Origin of the sequence: Bacillus sp. ME78, assembly GCF_903970865.1 — a bacterium.
Taxonomy (GTDB): Bacteria; Bacillota; Bacilli; order Bacillales; family Bacillaceae_G; genus Bacillus_A; species Bacillus_A cereus.
This window is the reverse complement of sequence record NZ_CAJCKK010000002.1, coordinates 87845-104938: the sequence shown is the minus strand read 5'-3', so window position 1 is coordinate 104938 and position 17094 is coordinate 87845. Positions and strand designations below refer to the sequence as shown.

The following is a 17094-nucleotide window of genomic DNA, read 5'->3' as shown; positions in this document are numbered from 1 at the left end:
TTATTTAATCCCTACCTTTACTCGCGGCTGTACGAAAGGCATCATTTCACGTAATTTACGTCCTACTACTTCGATTTCATGTTCATTCTCTTTCTCATTTGTCGCGTGGAAATTTGGTCTTCCTGCTTTATGCTCTGCAATCCAGCCTCTTGCAAATGTACCATCTTGAATTTCTGCTAATACTGCCCCCATCGCTTTCTTCGTATCTTCAGTAACAACGCGTGGTCCTGATACGAAGTCTCCCCACTGCGCTGTATCTGAAACTGAATATCTCATATTTTCAAGTCCACCTTCATACATAAGGTCAACGATTAGCTTCAGTTCATGTAAACATTCAAAATATGCAAGTTCAGGCTGGTATCCCGCATCAACTAACGTTTCAAATCCTGCTTTTACAAGTGCAGTTACTCCGCCGCAGAGTACAGCTTGCTCTCCAAATAAATCTGTTTCTGTTTCTTCTTTAAACGTCGTTTCTAATACACCAGCTCTCGTTGCTCCAATTCCGTCAGCATAAGAAAGTGCTTTTTCAGTCGCAACTCCTGTTGCATCTTGATATACTGCAAATAATGCAGGAACAGCCCCTCCCTCGGCGAACGTACGGCGTACGAGATGCCCCGGTCCTTTTGGCGCTACTAGAAATACATCTACATTAGCTGGTGGTTTTACTTGATCAAAGTGAACATTAAATCCATGTGCGAACACGAGAGAGTTTCCAGCCTGTAAATTTGGTGCAATTTCAGCTTCATATACTTCTGGTTGTAATTCATCAGGTAATAGAATCATTACTACATCAGCTTTTTCCGCTGCTTCTGCTACTGTATATACAGAAAACCCATCTTCATTCGCTTTATCCCAAGACTTACCTTTTCTTAAACCTATTACTACATCAAATCCGTTATCACGTAAATTTTGCGCATGCGCATGACCTTGCGAGCCATATCCGATGATTGCTACTTTCTTTTCCTTTAATACATTTACTGTTACATCTTTCTCATAATAAACTTTTGCCATTTTCATTTCCCCCTATATTTAAATGATTATTGAATTAACATAACTTGCTTATCTTGTTTTTTCATACTACGTGTAAATGCTGTTACACCTGTTCTAGCAATTTCTTTTAAACCGTATGGACGAAGTAATTCAATTAACGCTTCTACTTTATCTTGCGTACCTGTTACTTGCACAACTATGGAATCCTTCCCAACATCTATTACAGCGGCTCGAAATGGTTCAATTAAACTATATAATTCTGCCCTCGCTACAGAAGTTGCTACTTTAATAAGAGCAAGCTCTCTAGCAATCATTGCTTCTTCTGTAATATCTGATACTTTCAGAACATCGATTTGCTTATGAAGTTGTTTAATTAACTGCTCAACTTGCTGTTCACTTTCAACGTGTACAACAATCGTCATTCGCGATATATCTGATGATTCTGTATGACCTACTGAAATACTTTCAATATTAAAATGTCTTCGTGTCATAACCCCTGTAATTCTGTTTAACACACCACTTTGATTTCGAACTGTCGCTGTAACAATTCTCTTCACCCTTTTTCCACTCCCTCCATTTGGTGAACACCTTTTCCTGGTGCAACCATCGGCATAACCTTCTCTGATTGAAGTACACGACAATCGATTACGACTGGCTCTTGTAATTCGATCGCATGCTGGATTTGCTTCTTTGCAAGAAGTGGATCGTCAATACGAACACCTTTTATACCATACGCATTCGCAAGAGCGACGAAATCTGGTTGGCATGGCAATAAAGAATGTGAATATCTTTGATTGTAAAATTCATCTTGCCATTGTCTTACCATTCCTAAAGCTTCATTATTTAAAATAAATACTTTAACGGGTAAAGCGTGTTCTTTTAATACACTTAATTCTTGCAGAGTCATTTGAAACCCAGCATCACCAACAATTGCAATAACTAATTCTTCAGGCTTTGCAATTTGCGCACCGATTGCTGCTGGAAATCCGAACCCCATCGTTCCTAATCCGCCAGAAGTTACCCATTTATCTGGATTTTTCAACGGATAGTATTGTGCTGCCCACATTTGATGTTGCCCAACGTCTGTTGTTACAATCGCTTCTCCTTTCGTGATTTCATATAGCATATCAATCGCGTATTGAGGTTTAATACTTTCAGAATTTCGTTTATAAGAGAATGGGTACTTTTCTTTTCTACTCTTTAATAAAGAGAGCCATTCATGATGATTTTCTTTCTTTCCTTCTGATTGAAGCAATACTTCTAACGCCCGCTTAGCACTTGCAACAATAGGAATCTCTGTTGGCACATTTTTCCCGATTTCTGCTGGATCAATATCGATATGTGCAACAGTCGCCCCTTTAGCAAAAAAAGCTAAATTCCCAGTAAGACGATCGTCAAATCTCGCACCTATATTAATGAGTAAGTCGCATTCATATAACGCCATATTGGCTGTGTAAGAACCGTGCATTCCCCCCATCCCTAGAAATAGCCCATCATCTGGCGGAAAACCACCAAGTCCAAGTAACGTATGCACAACAGGGATTTCATATTTACGGGCAAAACTTGTCAATTCTTTCGAAGCTTTCGCATGCAGTATACCTGCTCCAGCTAAAATTAACGGTTTTTTTGCGGTTTCAATTGCTTGTAGTAATTTGTTTATTTGAAGTAGATTCGGTTCATAATTAGGGTTATATCCTGGTAAATCCATTTGTACATTGCTACATCGCTCACCTTTCTCGACTACCATATCTTTCGGAAGGTCAATAACGACTGGTCCTGGTCTTCCTGTTTTAGCAATATGAAATGCTTCTTTAATAATTCGAGGTAAATCTGAGGCCTTTCGCACTTGATAGTTATGTTTTGTCACTGGCATCGTAAGTCCCATAATATCCGCCTCTTGAAAAGCATCGCTCCCAATTAACGTTGTTGCTACTTGGCCTGTAAATACAACAAGTGGCAATGAATCAATCATCGCATCCGCTAGACCCGTAATTACATTTGTAGCACCTGGTCCACTCGTTGCAATTACAACCCCTGGGTTCCCTGTAATTCTGGCATACCCTTCAGCAGCGTGAATTGCTCCTTGCTCATGCCTTGTTAAAATATGAGGAATTTCACAATCATACAGTGCATCATAGAGAGGTAAAACGGCACCACCCGGATAACCGAAAATCACTTTTACGCCTTCCTTTTCTAGCGCTTCTAACAATAGCTGTGCACCAGTTGCCAGTTTCTCTTCCGTTTTTGAAGACATTGTTCTTATAAGCCCCCTTTTTCAAACTTTTATACAATAAAAAAATCCTACGTCCACACTCCAGCTATGTGCTGAAGGGACGAAAGATTTCGCGGTACCACCCTTCTTTGCAAGAATACTCTTGCCTCAGTGATCCATAAATGGATCTAGCTAATAACGGAGCTACCGTCTAAGCCTAGACAAATGCTTTAGCTTAGCACTCAAGGGCGATGTTCGTCGACGTGAACCATCGGTTTTCAGCAACCACCGACTCTCTGTGAGGCTTCACAATCAACTACTCCTCCCTATCAACGCTTTCTTATGTTAAAAAAGTTGTTATCCAACTTTATTTTCTTCGTAAATTTTCTCTCCATCTTCTACAACTAACTTACGAAACTCTTCTAATAAACGGTTCGTATGTGGACCTGTTTGCCCTAAGCCAATCGTTCTACCATCTACTGTCGTAACAGCAATAACTTCAGCAGCTGTTCCTGTTAAAAACACTTCATCAGCTACATATACATCATGTCTTGTAAATAACTCTTCTCTTACGTCATATCCAAGTTTTTCGCCGATTTCTAAAATGGCGTTTCGTGTAATACCTTCTAACGCTCCAGCAGAACTTGGTGGTGTAATTAATTTATTTCCTTTAACAATAAACACGTTATCTCCTGAGCCTTCAGCTACATATCCTTGATCATTTAACATAAGTGCTTCTTGTACTCCAGCTAATTTCGCTTCAATACGAACTAAAATATTGTTTAAGTAATTTAAAGATTTTACTTGAGGGGATAAAACATCGGGACGATTTCGGCGCGTTGCAACTGTTACAACTGGAATCCCTTTCTCATAATATTCTTGTGGGAATAAAGATAATTGTTCTGCAATTACTACTACATTCGGCTTCTTACATGAATCGGGATCCAATCCAAGATTTCCTGCTCCTCTTGATACAACAAGGCGAATGTATCCATTAGATAATTTATTTTGTCGAATCGTCTCAACAACAATATTTGTTACTTCATCTAATGAATATGGAATTTCTAAAAGGATTGATTTTGCTGATTCATACAACCGGACAAGATGCTCTCTCAAACGGAAAACATTACCGCTATAAACTCTAATTCCTTCAAACACTCCATCGCCATATAAATAGCCATGATCATATACTGAAACTTTTGCCTCATCTTTTGGAACAAATTCTCCATTTAAGAAAATCCATTGCTCATTCACTAGAAGCGCCTCCTATGTTCTATGAATTTTTTATTGTTTCCTAGTTTACTCTCCTTTCTAAATAAATCAAGTTAATTTTTAGAAAATTTATAATTTTTAATCGTACGTACTTCTTTACTTATATTGATTTAACAACATTGTTAACGTTTACAAAAAGTCAAAAAATTTTTTTCGCCAATTTCCACTAAAAAAATATTTGTTTAAAAGAAGGATTTTCATCAATTGATACGAATCTATTGTATTCAATAAACGGACGTCCGATTTTATAAATCCGGGAATATATAACGACTTTTGCTGAAAAAGGGGGGAAATAACAAAAATAGCGCTGTCTAAAAATAACATTCATATTTTTCATTTCGTAATCATAATCCTATTTTTAAAAAACAATTTGTCAAAATGAAGGAGGAAATAAATATGGCGTGTGTACAAATTAAAGGAACGAGACAAGAGGTAGTAGAAATGCTGCAATTATTTGATCTAATGGATACGAAAGGTTTTTGTAAATTCGATAATTACGTAGAGGTAGAACCAAATACGCAAGAACATAATCATTTTATTGCTTCAATCGACATCCATTCAAATACTTCTTCTGCCCAAGATACATTAAACGATCAATTCGTTAGTCAAATGCTTACTGGCGTATATAACGACTAAACAAAGATTTACTTCCTACCGTCTTTTCATAAATGCAGTGAACTTGAGCATACTAGCAATTAGATGGTAGGAGGTGAGAATTATGGCTAGAATTGGCGTTGAAAACTCATTAACAGACGTTCAACAAGCTCTTCAGCAACAAGGTCATGAAGTTGTTACACTTAACTCAGAACAGGATGCACAAGGGTGTGATTGTTGCGTTGTAACTGGGCAAGATTCTAATGTGATGGGCATTGCAGATGCATCAATTAAAGGATCAGTCATTACAGCTCACGGTTTAACAACGGATGAAATTTGTCAACAAGTTGAAAGTCGCACTTAAAAAATGAAAGAGGACTCCTTTTAAAAGGAGTCCTCTTTTTTATATTCACCTAACGGGAAAGTAACATATACTGGATGAAAGCCCTACCTCTCTCTCATCATTACGGTTCCACTGACCGCTCCTTGATTCACTAGTATACATATATAGCTTACAAATACAATTTATAGGGTTTGTTCACAAAAGTTGTTGATAAAATTACCCGATCTTTCGCAAACTTTTCGTATTGCATTCATAAGAGATATTTACTTTACACTAGCTGTAACCGAGACACGAATTAAAATTCTAACACCAATACAATAGCTTGTCAATATTTTTCCGCAAATTAAAAACAGACATTAACGGTTTGTCTGTTTTAGAATGGAGCTTTTTCTTTTATTACATATACAACAAAGCCGCTTACTAACATAAATAAGCCAACTACTAAGTTTTTGATATTAATCATAAATTCCTCTCCCTTATTCCACACATCATATATATTTACATTTCAATTATTCCGATCATCCTAAAGCGCACTTTTTCTAATATATCATAATTCCTAAAAAATGCAAGTTCACTTTTGACGACCATTCACAAATTTATCTACAGTGCTTGGTACAGTATTTAAAGCCTTTTCAATTAAATGTGTACTGCTGTTGAGATGTAATACTTGCACCCCATTAGAACCAACTACTAAAAAAGCTACTGGACTAATAGAAACCCCAGCCCCGCTTCCTCCTCCAAATGGATGCCCTTGCTTGTTCTCTTTATGCTGATTTTGCCCACCGTTATGTTTTTCAGTAATGAAACCCCCTTTAAAATCACTTCCACCAGCTCCAAAACCAAAAGCCACTTGAGATACTGTTAATACAACATTTCCGTCAGCTGTTGAAACTGGGCTCCCAACAATTGTATTTACATCTACCATCTCTTTTAAATTTGTCATTGCCGTTTTCATTAAATTTTCAATTGGATGTTCCATTATGTATTGCACCCTTTCCTCATTATTCCTTTTTATACTTTCCAAAATAGAGGAAGTCATACTAACTTTTCCTATTTCAAGAAAACATTTTCCTCCTTTTAATAGATATTACTGCCCGTTAATGCGGGATAAAAAAGAAAAAGAGATACATACTACTATTGAACCTTGTTATGAAAGGAGCCATGACTTTGACTGAGAAATTTGATGATTATAAAAGAAGAGATAGAATAGATAGTGATTATAGTGACTATAAAGAAGAGTATGCCGCTGAGGTTGCACCACAACGCATTGATTATGATTACGATGATAAAGACGATAAAGATGTTGTAAAATCGTCCGCTGCTGGATCAACTGCTGGTTTTATCGCTCTTGCGCTATCTATCTTATCGCTATTTACATTCCCAACACTATTTGGTCTTGTTTCTGTTTTACTCGGTATTTACGCTTATAATCGCGGAGCTACTGTAACTGGCGGTATCGCTGCAGTTGTCGGTGGGATTGCTGCACTTATTGCAATTTTATTCCGAGTAGCACTTATTGGTTTATTGTTCTCCCTTTTCTAAAAAAGAAAAAGGTATCTCGCTTAACGCGGGATACCTTATCCTGTAAACACATCTTCCGATGGATATTTTATTTTTTGTTTTGCTGGTCGCGCTAAAGAGAACACAAGTGTTAATGGTCCAATTAATCCGCAGAACATAACAAACATAATAATACATTTTCCGAATGCCGATAGCTTTGCAGTAATTCCCATCGTTAATCCGACTGTACCAAACGCTGATATTGTCTCAAATAATAATTGAATAAAGCTGAAGTTTTCTGTAAGCATTAATATAAATACCGCTGCAAAAATAAGTATTTGACTGGCAACAGCAATCGCTAAGGCCCTCGTTACTGTCGACATTTTAATTGTACGCTGAAATAAAACAATTTCCTCCTTTTTTCTAAAGAAAGAAAGGACAGATGTAATTAAGATAACAAACGTTGTTAATTTAATTCCTCCACCTGTTGATACACTTCCTGCACCAATAAACATTAAAATCATCGTAAATAATATAGATGATTCTTCCATACCTCCATAGTCAACCGTATTAAATCCAGCTGTCCGCGGGGTAATACCTTGAAAGAAGGAAGCCCATAGTTTTTCATTTAAAGATAAATTCCCTAACGTCTTCACATTATTATATTCCAATACAAAAATTACAATCATTGCTATAACATTTAGCACTACTGTTCCAATAATCATTATTTTTGAGTGAAGTGATAATTTTCGAAAACTGCGACTATACCATATATCAATTAATACGGTAAAACCGAGTCCACCTATTACAATTAAAGAGCAAATCCCAATATTAATAATGGGATCTCCTACATATCTTGTTAAATTATCTGGCCATAAAGCAAAGCCTGCATTATTATAAGATGCAATTACATGAAAAATACTATAGTATAAACCTTTTCCAAAACCAAACTCTGGAATAAAGCGAAACGATAAAAAGATGACCCCAATAAGCTCAATACAAATCGAAAATATAAAGACACGCTTTACTAATTTTACAAGACCACCTATATTTGTTTGATTAAACGCTTCTCCAATTAATAAACGATGGCGTAATCCGATTTTTTTGCCTAATACCCAAACAATTAAAATGGCAATTGTCATAAGACCTAGACCACCTGTTTGAATTAAAAACATAATAACAATTTCGCCAAACATCGTAAATGTACTTGCTGTATCCACTACTCCCAAACCAGTTACGGTCGCTGCTGACGTTGCTGTAAAGAAAGCATCTACCCAACTAATATGTGCTTTCGTTGCGAATGGTAACTTTAATAACAAACCGCCAACCACAATTAAGCAGAAAAAACCTAACGCTAATATTTGTGGTGGGTTTAATCGTATAAGACGATTATACAGCCCTTGTTTTTTTGTTACTTCCATATCACTAACTCCCTTATTAAAGTGAAGCTTTCCCCTCATAAATAAAAAGCTTTTTAAAAGCCCTTAAAGAATTGGGACAAACCTTATATTCTTATAATATAGTTGAGCATAATCCTTTTTTTCATAGATTACAACTTTTATTTATATTCAGACTTCTTTTTTCTTTTATGCTGGAAAACTATATGTCCTAACTCAATATTGCTAGCAATAACAATTTCATATGTACTATTTTTCAAATCCCCATATCTTTCACTCTATGTTCACATAGAGGTCACATTCACCTTTTATAGTATATGTATCGAAGCTGTTCCTCCCTAATTTATAAGACATTCCCCAGTGTCTTTGAATAGCTTCCATCCCTAATTAAATTGACATAAATTGTCCCCTTCCCTTGACCATCTTATATGTGATGGTCTTATTTTTTTGTCTTTCTATCTTTTATTTAAAACTTCCTCTCTCTTTCACTCTATGTTCACACAGAGGTCACATCCACCTTTTATAGTATATATATCGAAGCTGTTCCTCCCTAATTTATAAGACATTCCCCAGTGTCTTTGAATAGCTTCCATCCCTAATTAAATTGACATAAATTGTCCCCTTCCCTTGACCATCTTATGTGATGGTCTTATTTTTTTGTCTTTCTATCTTTTATTTAAAACTTCCTCTCTCTTTCACTCTATGTTCACACAGAGGTCACATCTACCTTTTATAGTATATGTATCGAAGTTGTTCCTCCCTAATTTATAAGACATTCCCCAGTGTCTTTGAACAGCTTCCATCCCTAATTAAATTGACATAAATTGTCCCCTTCCTTGACCATCTTATAAATGATGGTCTTATTTTTTTGTCTTTCTATCTTTTATTTAAAACTCCCTCTCTCTTTCACCCTATGTTCACATGAGAGTCACACCTATCTTTTATAGTATATGTATCGAAGTTGTTCCTCCCTAATTTATAAGACATTCCCCAGTGTCTTATAGCAACTTCCATCCCTAATTAAATTGACATAAATTGTCCCCTTCCCTTGACCATCCTATGTGATGGTCTATTTTATTTTCCAAACACAAAATCAATCTATCTGTACTTAAATAAAAACCTAAAAATTCAGAAAATATTGTCAAATTAGGTATTTTTTCGGTATAATTACTTTAGGAAGGAATTTCGCAAAAACAAAAGGGGGGATTTTATTGAAACAAACAAAAGCAATCTTAATCGCATTATTTCTAGGTCTAGTTGTTGGACTCACTCTAAATTTAGCCGCTCCATCTATCTTTGAGCCACTAAATCAATATGTGTTCAACCCAATTGGTCAATTGTTTATTCGACTTATTAAAATGCTAGTTGTTCCTGTTGTATTCATTTCTATCGTACTTGGTGCTGCCGGCCTTGGAGATCCGAAACAACTTGGAAGAATCGGTTTAAAATCAATTTCATTCTTTCTCGTAACAACTGCGGTTGCCATCTCTATAGCGGTTACATTTGCACTTATTATAAAACCAGGAGCTGGCGGTAATTTTAAAACAGAAGGTCTTAAGTATGAAGGTGCAAAAACTGAAACATCTTTCGTCGACACATTGCTAAATATCGTACCAGATAACCCAGCAAAAGCGATGGCTGACGGAAACATGTTACAAATCATTGCCTTTGCCGTATTGATTGGACTCGGTATAGCTATTTTAGGAAAACGAGTTCAAGGTATCCATTCATTACTTGAACAGGGCAACGAATTAATGATGTATCTCGTTAATCTCGTTATGAAATTAGCCCCAATTGGAACATTCGGTTTGCTCGCTTCATCCGTTGGTAAAATGGGGCTTGCAGGCGTCGCTGCGATGTTCAAGTATATGATTGTCGTTATGTTAGTACTCATTATTCACGGGGTCTTTGTATATGGTGGCTTATTAAAGGTATTAGCAAAAGAAAGTATTGTTCGTTTCTTTAAACATTTCGGACCAGTAATGGCAATTGGATTTAGTACATCTAGCTCTAATGCATCGCTTCCATTTGCAATGAAAACAGCACAAGATAAGCTTGGCGTTCCAAAAGCGATAAGCTCATTTGTACAACCACTAGGGGCAACTATTAATATGGATGGTACTGCCATTATGCAAGGGGTAGCAACTGTATTTATCGCTCAAGTATACGGAGTTGAACTTACATTACCGCAATTAGCTATGGTCGTATTAACCGCTGTACTAGCTAGTATCGGTACTGCTGGTGTACCAGGTGTTGGACTTGTAATGCTTACAATGGTTTTAAATCAAGTAAATCTACCAGTAGAAGGTATCGCTTTAATTATCGGTATTGACCGTATTCTAGATATGTCTAGAACAGCTGTAAACATTTCTGGGGATGCTATTTGCGCAATGATTGTCGCAAAATCAGAAGAAAAATATAATACTGATCAATCGGCAGCATCGTAAATCAAAAAAGGAGTGAGGCAGATCACTCCTTTTTTGATTTACTCCCTTTTTTAGAACGATATTCTTTCCCTTTATTATCATTACCAGTTTCAAATTCAGTGCTAAATTCCTGATTAAACTGGCCAGACTTTGGTGATCCTTGATTACCGCTCCCTTTACTACCGTTACGATTCGTCATATTTCTCCCTCCCTTCCTTGTATTAGTAGTATGGCGCTCTATCTTTTTTCATACACATTTTATTTTTTAACATCTATTACACACGAAAGAAGACCTTCCATATATAAGGAAGATCTTCTCTTTCATCACGTAAGCGTTTTCTTGTTTATAATCACTTAAATAAGTTTTTTGGAAATCGAAATCATTACATTCATTTCATCTTCTGAAAGTGTAGAGAATCTTTCTTGTAAATATTGTTTTTTCGCGTCTTCCATTTTCGCAACTAAATCTTTCCCTTGTTCTGTAATCTCTAAATACACAACTCGGCGATCTGATGTAGAACGTGAACGAGTTACAAAACCTTTATTAATTAATTTTTCTGTAACAGCTGTAATATGACTATTCGACACATTTAATTCATTTGCTACACGCGATACCATTTCTTTATTCGTACGATTTAATATTCTCAGGACGATGAATTCATTCCACGGTATGTAACCACCGAATATTTTTCCGATATCATTACGCAATGTGCGAAACATAGCAAACACATTTGTCGATAGTTCTTCCATTAATTGCTCTCGATTTTGAGACAACTTTGACAGCTCCTTTTATTTCATTTAGTTAAATAAAAACCTTATTAATAATTTTACATGAAATCTTACTTTTTGTCACCTTATTTTCCCATAATTCGTAGTTTTTTAATATGTATTTCATGATAAAATGAAGTTAACTTCCAGAAAAAGGGGGTATTTTAATGCATGAGGAGGAGAAATTCTCAAATCTCAGCCTAAAAGATAAAACGATTATCATTAGTATTATTGCTCTTTTTCTCATTATAATTTTTGCATTTATATTTTTTGTATATGTAGGAATCTTTCAAATTACAGGTATCGAGTATAGTTCACGTACTGCGTTACTTCTCTTTTTTTTATTAATCACTTTCTTAGACAGTATTACATTTTTCATCTTCAGTTTCTTCAAAGCGCTGCTATATCCACTGACACAAAACATGCCAAATTGGATTTCTATTACTCTTTTCTCATTCATTGAAATTACACTAGATTGGTTCGTCATTCATACTGCTGATGATTGGATAGAAAGCGTACAAATGTCCAACATAGCTGAATTATGTGTCGTACTATTCTTTTTCCTCTTAAATAAATTATTAAGTGACGAGAAAGAGTAAGAATACAAGCTTTTCTATATAAAAATTGGTACAATGAAAGCAAATCTTACTAAAGAGGTGTTAATTATGAACTTACAACAATGGGCTGATAAAGGTATGTCCTTTGATACATATGTGAATGAAATGCAAGTAAACCAATACGAGCTACTACACATTTACAATAACTTTTTAATTCCAAATGAATTACTTCCTGTATTAGAAGAACGTCAAAATGACGGCTGGCGTGTTATCGTATTAACTGCTGATTGGTGTGGCGATGCTCTTTTATGCGTACCTGTTATGAAACGAATTTCTGAAGTTGCAAATATTGAAATGAGTTTATTAATTCGCGACGAAAACTTAGAATTAATGGATCAATATTTAACAAATGGAACAGCACGTGCGATTCCAATCTTTATTTTCATTGATAAAGATGGAAATGAACAAGCCGTCTTTGGACCACGCGCTCCAAAAGTACAAGAATTAGTAACTTCAATGCGCGCTACATTACCTGAAAAAGAAGATCCAACATTCGAAGAAAAACAAAAAGAAATGTATGCTAATTTCCGTGCTACATTAGCTGATGATACTTCTCTTTGGGAGCATGTAATGGAAAATATGGTGGAAAAAATAGTAAAATAAAAAAACCTGCCGAGCTCGGCAGGTTTTTTTATTACATAATGAAGAAATAGAATACCGCAGCTAAAATGAAACGATAATAAGCGAACGGTGTTAGTTTCACACGAGATAATAATTTCAAGAATGAAACAATTGCAAGCATCGCAACAACGAATGCAGTTACAAATCCTGTTACAAATAGCGTTATATCTGCTGAGCTTAATACATCCCAGCTTTTAATTAAATCTAATCCACTTGCAGCTACCATCATCGGTACCGCTAAAATGAACGTATATTCAGCTGCCGCTGTATGCGACACGCGAGCTAATAAACCACCACTGATTGTAGAACCAGAACGAGAGAATCCTGGCCAAAGAGCTAAACATTGAAACATTCCAATTGTAAATGCCTGTTTATATGTGATTTCATCTAACGTTCTTGCTGTACTTGGTTTTGAAAACTTCTCAGCAACAATCATTAAAATACCACCGGCTACTAAGCTAATAACAACTGGTCCTGGACCAAATAAAACCTCTTTAATAGTGCTATGGAATAATACGCCAAGTATCCCGGCAGGAATCATCCCGATAATAATATGTAATAAATTTAACGATGGTCCGTCTGTTACTTTACCTATTCCAACTAACGACCATAGACGCTTCCAAAATATAACAACAACTGCTAAAATCGATCCCAATTGGATAACAACTTCAAAAACTTTCGCTCTCTCATCGTCAAATCCAATTAAATGTCCTGTTAAAATCATATGTCCTGTTGATGATACTGGTAGAAACTCTGTTAACCCTTCAACAGCACCCATGATTAAACCAATTAACCAATCAGCCACAAGTAGTGCCTCCTTAATAACAAATAATATGTAATTTTTTCACACCTTATCATAATACCTTATCCCTTTTCAAAGTGCATCCTTTTTTTATTGGTTTCATATGTTGTAGGCGCGTATTTCTTTTCTAATCTTTGATTAAATTGTATGATAGTAAGAGTTTGTTTTTTTATATGGAAAGGGGATTTTATGAAAGAAACTACTTCATTTTCACAAAAGTTAAAGCAATTTGTATTACTATTTTTTCCGATTTTCGTAACGCAAATGTCATTATTTGCGATGAGTTTTTTTGATACAACAATGTCAGGACATGCAAGTCCAACTGATTTAGCAGGTGTTGCAATTGGAACAAGTATATGGCTTCCAGTTAGTACGGGATTAACAGGAATTTTAATGGCTACTACTCCCATTGTTGCACAGCTCGTCGGATCCAAGAAAAAAAAGGACGTTCCCCACGTTGTCATACAAGCAGTTTATTTAGCAATTTGTGCTAGCTTCGTTGTTATCCTCATCGGTTTCTTCGTCGTTTCACCTATTTTAAACGGCATGCGCTTAGAAGAACCTGTGGAACGAATTGCAGCTCAATTTTTAAGTATTATCGCAATAGGAATTATACCTTTATTCACTTACACTGTTTTACGTGGATTTATTGATGCATTAGGAAAAACTCGAACAACGATGATTATTACATTACTATCATTACCAATTAACGTAATATTAAATTACCTATTAATTTTTGGTAACTTCGGTTTCCCAAAGCTTGGTGGTGTCGGAGCAGCAATTGCTTCCACTGCAACATATTGGTGCATTTTAATTATTACAGTCATTATTATTCAGACGAAAGAGCCTTTTGCCTCTTTCAACATTTTCAAACAATTATATCGCCCTTCTCTTTCTAGTTGGACAGCATTCTTAAAGCTTGGCGTTCCTATCGGATTTGCTATCTTTTTTGAAACGAGTATTTTCGCTGCGGTAACGCTCATGATGAGTAATTTTAGTACGACAACTATTGCAGCTCACCAAGCAGCTATGAACTTTGCTTCCTTGTTATATATGACTCCGCTCAGTTTAGCAATGGCAATGACTATTGCAGTCGGATTCGAAGTTGGAGCAAAACGTTACGATAATGCAAAACAATACGGACTGATTGGAATTGGATTAGCCCTTGCCTTTGCTTTATTATATTCAATTCTTCTCTACTTCTTTGATAATCAAATTGCTTCTATTTATACGACAGATGCAAAAGTTCATCATTTAGCAAAAGAATTTCTTATCTTTGCGATTTTATTTCAAATTTCAGATGCAATTGCAACCCCTGTACAAGGAGCTCTGCGTGGTTATAAAGATGTAAATGTTGCTCTAATTATGACTTTAATTGCTTATTGGATAATAGGTCTACCACTAGGTTACATATTAGCAACATATACAGAATGGGCCGCAAAAGGTTATTGGATCGGTCTTATTATCGGTCTAGCATTTGGCGCTGCCTTCCTCCTTATCCGTCTCTTTCAAGTACAACGAAAATATACAACACAAAACAGCCGCTAATAATAAAGCGGCTGTTTTCTTTATGCATATTTTTTCTTGTAACGTATAATATAATGAAAAAGAAAGGTGGGTACATATGGACGACAAAGAAAAAAAGCAATCATTCGATGAAGAATTTGCCCCTGAAATTTCACCTGGATATCGGCAAGATGTACATAAGCCACCTAAATATAAAAACACTTCGTTTTTAATGGGCATTACCATTTTCGCTGCTGTATTACTCATACTTATCATTTTCGTTTATTTTTGATGAAAGGTGGCCTATTATATGAAGAAACAAAATTCCAATCGTTCCAAAAGAACTGTTAAAACACAAAAAGGATATGCAGGCGATTCTGTTCATACACTTAAACAAGTGGAGCAAGGAAATTTATATATTGCTCAAAAAGAACTTGGTCAACAAAATGAAAATCTTTAAAGGTCCTTGATTCCTTGAGGGCCTTTTTATTCCGCATTAAGTAGTACACCCCAAAATGATCTATTGAGCAATGAATTTCCTTTATTGTACGCGCTGCTTTTGTTCTAGCACCATAAATATATTATTAACCTTTACAATTTTCACTTCATAATTCAATTTCATTTCGCTTCTCTTACCATTTTCAGTACCCGCAACGTACGCTACAGCTTGATAGAGAAAACTCTCATCTTTCTCTTCACGTATCTCCTCGTTTGTAAATTTATACTCTAACTCTTGAAAACGATTTGGATAATAATTTCCCATTAATTGTTCATACCCTCTATTTAAAAATATTTCTTCACCTTTTCGTTTCACATCTTCTTTATCATTAAACTCAAACACTGATAGTTGTTCAGTCACAAAATGCTCTCCTACCTTTTTCATTTCATTATGAGTTAAATTTTCTATACTTTTATTCTTTAACTCCTTATTTAATCCGTACTGATCAATCGGTTTAAAGGTAGCAAAAACCTCCTCTTCATATGACCAAAACAATACAAAAGCGATACATAGAGAAATGATTAACAGTCTTTTTTTCGTAATACCCCCGCCCTTCTTCATAATGATAGCTATATTTTAACATATAGAAAGAAAATTCTGATATTATAAAGTAGAATAACTTAACTCAGAAACGAGGAACAATTATGGACTCTTACAAACATTATATAAAAGAAGCTTTGCCTAATCTTTCTATACATTCATATAAACAAAATGAAGAAGGTTGGGATAATGTAGCAATTATAGTAAATGATGAGCTACTGTTTCGTTTCCCGCGAAAACAGGAATTTGCAATGCGAATTCCGTTAGAAAAAGAACTATGCACAATTCTCACTCAATCACTACAAGAAATCGAAGTTCCACAATATCACCTAATTTATAAAAATGAATCTGATGAGGTTCCTATTTGTAGTTACTATACTCTCATTCATGGTGAACCATTAAAAACAGAAATAGTTGCCACGCTGGAGGATACAGAGCTGCAAGCAATTATTACACAATTAGCTACTTTCCTTGCTGCTCTACATAGTATTCCTCTAAAAAGTGTTACAGCGTTAGGATTCCCTATTGAAAAAACACTTACCTACTGGAAAGAGCTACAAACTAAATTAAATCAGTATGTTACTAACAATCTTACTTCGTTCCAGAAATCAGCCTTAAATCGTTTATTCGAGAATTTCTTTGCCTGTCTAGCTACATCTAAATTTCAAAATACAATCATTCACGCTGATTTTACACATCATCACATTTTATTTAACAAGCAGAACAAACGCATTTCAGGTGTTATCGATTTTGGTGATGCGCAAATTGGCGATCCTGCTTTTGATTTTGCAGGACTATATTATGATTTCGGACATGAGTTTACTACATCTGTATATGAACAGTACAGTACACTTATTTCTCATCATGATCCATTACTCATTCACCGCATTACTACCTTTTATCAATATAGTCCTTTACTACATAATATTATTTATAACTTTGAATCAGAGAATGAACTCGAATTCATTACAAGTACAGAACAACTAAAAACGATATTACAGGGATGA

The 17094-nt window shown here is 35.4% G+C and carries 21 protein-coding genes and 1 other annotated feature; of the genes, 10 read left to right on the top strand and 11 right to left on the bottom strand.

The genetic code is table 11. From position 1 onward, the window contains the following. The 4 genes from ilvC to ilvE all read right to left on the bottom strand — a co-directional run bounded on the left by ilvC (position 1) and on the right by ilvE (position 4456). The gene (gene ilvC / locus H6481_RS04185) at positions 1 to 1011 is read right to left on the bottom strand and encodes a ketol-acid reductoisomerase (RefSeq protein WP_182811072.1); all 1011 of its coding nucleotides are present in this window, start codon (positions 1009 to 1011) and stop codon (positions 1 to 3) included. A gap of 26 nt (positions 1012 to 1037) precedes the next feature. After that, positions 1038 to 1547, bottom strand: coding sequence for an acetolactate synthase small subunit (gene ilvN / locus H6481_RS04180; protein WP_000822952.1), 510 nt, complete (start codon positions 1545 to 1547; stop codon positions 1038 to 1040). Continuing rightward, the gene (ilvB, locus tag H6481_RS04175) at positions 1544 to 3244 is read right to left on the bottom strand and encodes an acetolactate synthase large subunit (RefSeq protein ID WP_064531909.1); all 1701 of its coding nucleotides are present in this window, start codon (positions 3242 to 3244) and stop codon (positions 1544 to 1546) included. Before ilvB ends, ilvN begins: the two co-directional genes overlap by 4 nt. Before the next feature lie 72 nt (positions 3245 to 3316). Continuing rightward, positions 3317 to 3544, bottom strand: a binding site (T-box leader). A 15-nt stretch (positions 3545 to 3559) separates the two neighbouring features. Further along, positions 3560 to 4456 (bottom strand): branched-chain-amino-acid transaminase, encoded by an 897-nt coding sequence (gene ilvE, locus H6481_RS04170; RefSeq protein WP_001005486.1) that lies wholly within the window; start codon positions 4454 to 4456, stop codon positions 3560 to 3562. 414 nt (positions 4457 to 4870) lie between these two features. Here ilvE and H6481_RS04165 point away from each other — a divergent pair, with 414 nt between their 5' ends. Both H6481_RS04165 and H6481_RS04160 read left to right on the top strand, forming a co-directional pair. Next, positions 4871 to 5110, top strand: coding sequence for a DUF3911 family protein (locus H6481_RS04165; protein WP_000752514.1), 240 nt, complete (start codon positions 4871 to 4873; stop codon positions 5108 to 5110). An 82-nt stretch (positions 5111 to 5192) separates the two neighbouring features. Then, the gene (locus tag H6481_RS04160; protein ID WP_000101021.1) at positions 5193 to 5432 is read left to right on the top strand and encodes a YkuS family protein; all 240 of its coding nucleotides are present in this window, start codon (positions 5193 to 5195) and stop codon (positions 5430 to 5432) included. A gap of 352 nt (positions 5433 to 5784) precedes the next feature. Here the strand turns inward: H6481_RS04160 and H6481_RS04155 are convergent, their stop codons facing one another. Further along, positions 5785 to 5874: a hypothetical protein gene (locus H6481_RS04155; protein WP_000608227.1), complete on the bottom strand. Its 90-nt coding sequence runs from the start codon at positions 5872 to 5874 to the stop codon at positions 5785 to 5787. A gap of 108 nt (positions 5875 to 5982) precedes the next feature. Beyond that, positions 5983 to 6450, bottom strand: coding sequence for a GerW family sporulation protein (gene ytfJ / locus H6481_RS04150; RefSeq protein ID WP_002093915.1), 468 nt, complete (start codon positions 6448 to 6450; stop codon positions 5983 to 5985). A gap of 128 nt (positions 6451 to 6578) precedes the next feature. Between ytfJ and H6481_RS04145 the strand changes: the two genes are divergently transcribed. Beyond that, entirely contained in the window at positions 6579 to 6953 is a 375-nt protein-coding gene (locus H6481_RS04145; protein ID WP_000136546.1) for a hypothetical protein, read from the top strand. A 35-nt stretch (positions 6954 to 6988) separates the two neighbouring features. Here the strand turns inward: H6481_RS04145 and H6481_RS04140 are convergent, their stop codons facing one another. Continuing rightward, positions 6989 to 8332 (bottom strand): TrkH family potassium uptake protein, encoded by a 1344-nt coding sequence (locus tag H6481_RS04140; RefSeq protein WP_000454115.1) that lies wholly within the window; start codon positions 8330 to 8332, stop codon positions 6989 to 6991. 1187 nt (positions 8333 to 9519) lie between these two features. Between H6481_RS04140 and H6481_RS04135 the strand changes: the two genes are divergently transcribed. After that, positions 9520 to 10755 carry a dicarboxylate/amino acid:cation symporter gene (locus H6481_RS04135; RefSeq protein ID WP_000814809.1) on the top strand — a complete coding sequence of 412 codons (1236 nt, stop codon included), beginning with the start codon at positions 9520 to 9522 and terminating at the stop codon, positions 10753 to 10755. 22 nt (positions 10756 to 10777) lie between these two features. Here H6481_RS04135 and H6481_RS04130 read toward each other — a convergent pair whose 3' ends face one another. Together H6481_RS04130 and H6481_RS04125 are read right to left on the bottom strand one after the other, a co-directional pair. Further along, positions 10778 to 10933: a hypothetical protein gene (locus H6481_RS04130; protein WP_000184928.1), complete on the bottom strand. Its 156-nt coding sequence runs from the start codon at positions 10931 to 10933 to the stop codon at positions 10778 to 10780. 155 nt (positions 10934 to 11088) lie between these two features. Next, a complete protein-coding gene (locus tag H6481_RS04125; RefSeq protein WP_000081434.1) occupies positions 11089 to 11508 on the bottom strand; it encodes a MarR family transcriptional regulator in 420 nt (139 codons plus the stop codon). A 161-nt stretch (positions 11509 to 11669) separates the two neighbouring features. On the opposite strand from H6481_RS04125, the gene H6481_RS04120 reads away from it, so the two are divergent. Next, on the top strand, positions 11670 to 12101 hold the full coding sequence (locus H6481_RS04120; protein WP_000544072.1) for a YrvL family regulatory protein: 432 nt from the start codon (positions 11670 to 11672) through the stop codon (positions 12099 to 12101). A 33-nt stretch (positions 12102 to 12134) separates the two neighbouring features. Then, the gene (locus H6481_RS04115; RefSeq protein ID WP_002040836.1) at positions 12135 to 12722 is read left to right on the top strand and encodes a thioredoxin family protein; all 588 of its coding nucleotides are present in this window, start codon (positions 12135 to 12137) and stop codon (positions 12720 to 12722) included. Positions 12723 to 12753: 31 nt separating this feature from the next. Here the strand turns inward: H6481_RS04115 and uppP are convergent, their stop codons facing one another. Then, positions 12754 to 13545 (bottom strand): bacitracin resistance undecaprenyl-diphosphatase, encoded by a 792-nt coding sequence (uppP, locus tag H6481_RS04110; protein WP_000796253.1) that lies wholly within the window; start codon positions 13543 to 13545, stop codon positions 12754 to 12756. 186 nt (positions 13546 to 13731) lie between these two features. On the opposite strand from uppP, the gene H6481_RS04105 reads away from it, so the two are divergent. The 3 genes from H6481_RS04105 to H6481_RS04095 all read left to right on the top strand — a co-directional run bounded on the left by H6481_RS04105 (position 13732) and on the right by H6481_RS04095 (position 15508). Beyond that, the gene (locus tag H6481_RS04105; RefSeq protein WP_000665559.1) at positions 13732 to 15090 is read left to right on the top strand and encodes an MATE family efflux transporter; all 1359 of its coding nucleotides are present in this window, start codon (positions 13732 to 13734) and stop codon (positions 15088 to 15090) included. 76 nt (positions 15091 to 15166) lie between these two features. Beyond that, the gene (locus tag H6481_RS04100) at positions 15167 to 15340 is read left to right on the top strand and encodes a hypothetical protein (protein WP_000341062.1); all 174 of its coding nucleotides are present in this window, start codon (positions 15167 to 15169) and stop codon (positions 15338 to 15340) included. Positions 15341 to 15358: 18 nt separating this feature from the next. Further along, positions 15359 to 15508, top strand: a complete 150-nt coding sequence (locus H6481_RS04095) for a hypothetical protein (protein WP_000744623.1) — start codon at positions 15359 to 15361, stop codon at positions 15506 to 15508. 81 nt (positions 15509 to 15589) lie between these two features. Here the strand turns inward: H6481_RS04095 and H6481_RS04090 are convergent, their stop codons facing one another. Further along, the gene (locus tag H6481_RS04090) at positions 15590 to 16108 is read right to left on the bottom strand and encodes a biotin transporter BioY (RefSeq protein ID WP_182811070.1); all 519 of its coding nucleotides are present in this window, start codon (positions 16106 to 16108) and stop codon (positions 15590 to 15592) included. Positions 16109 to 16191: 83 nt separating this feature from the next. Between H6481_RS04090 and H6481_RS04085 the strand changes: the two genes are divergently transcribed. Then, positions 16192 to 17094 carry an aminoglycoside phosphotransferase family protein gene (locus H6481_RS04085; protein WP_182811068.1) on the top strand — a complete coding sequence of 301 codons (903 nt, stop codon included), beginning with the start codon at positions 16192 to 16194 and terminating at the stop codon, positions 17092 to 17094.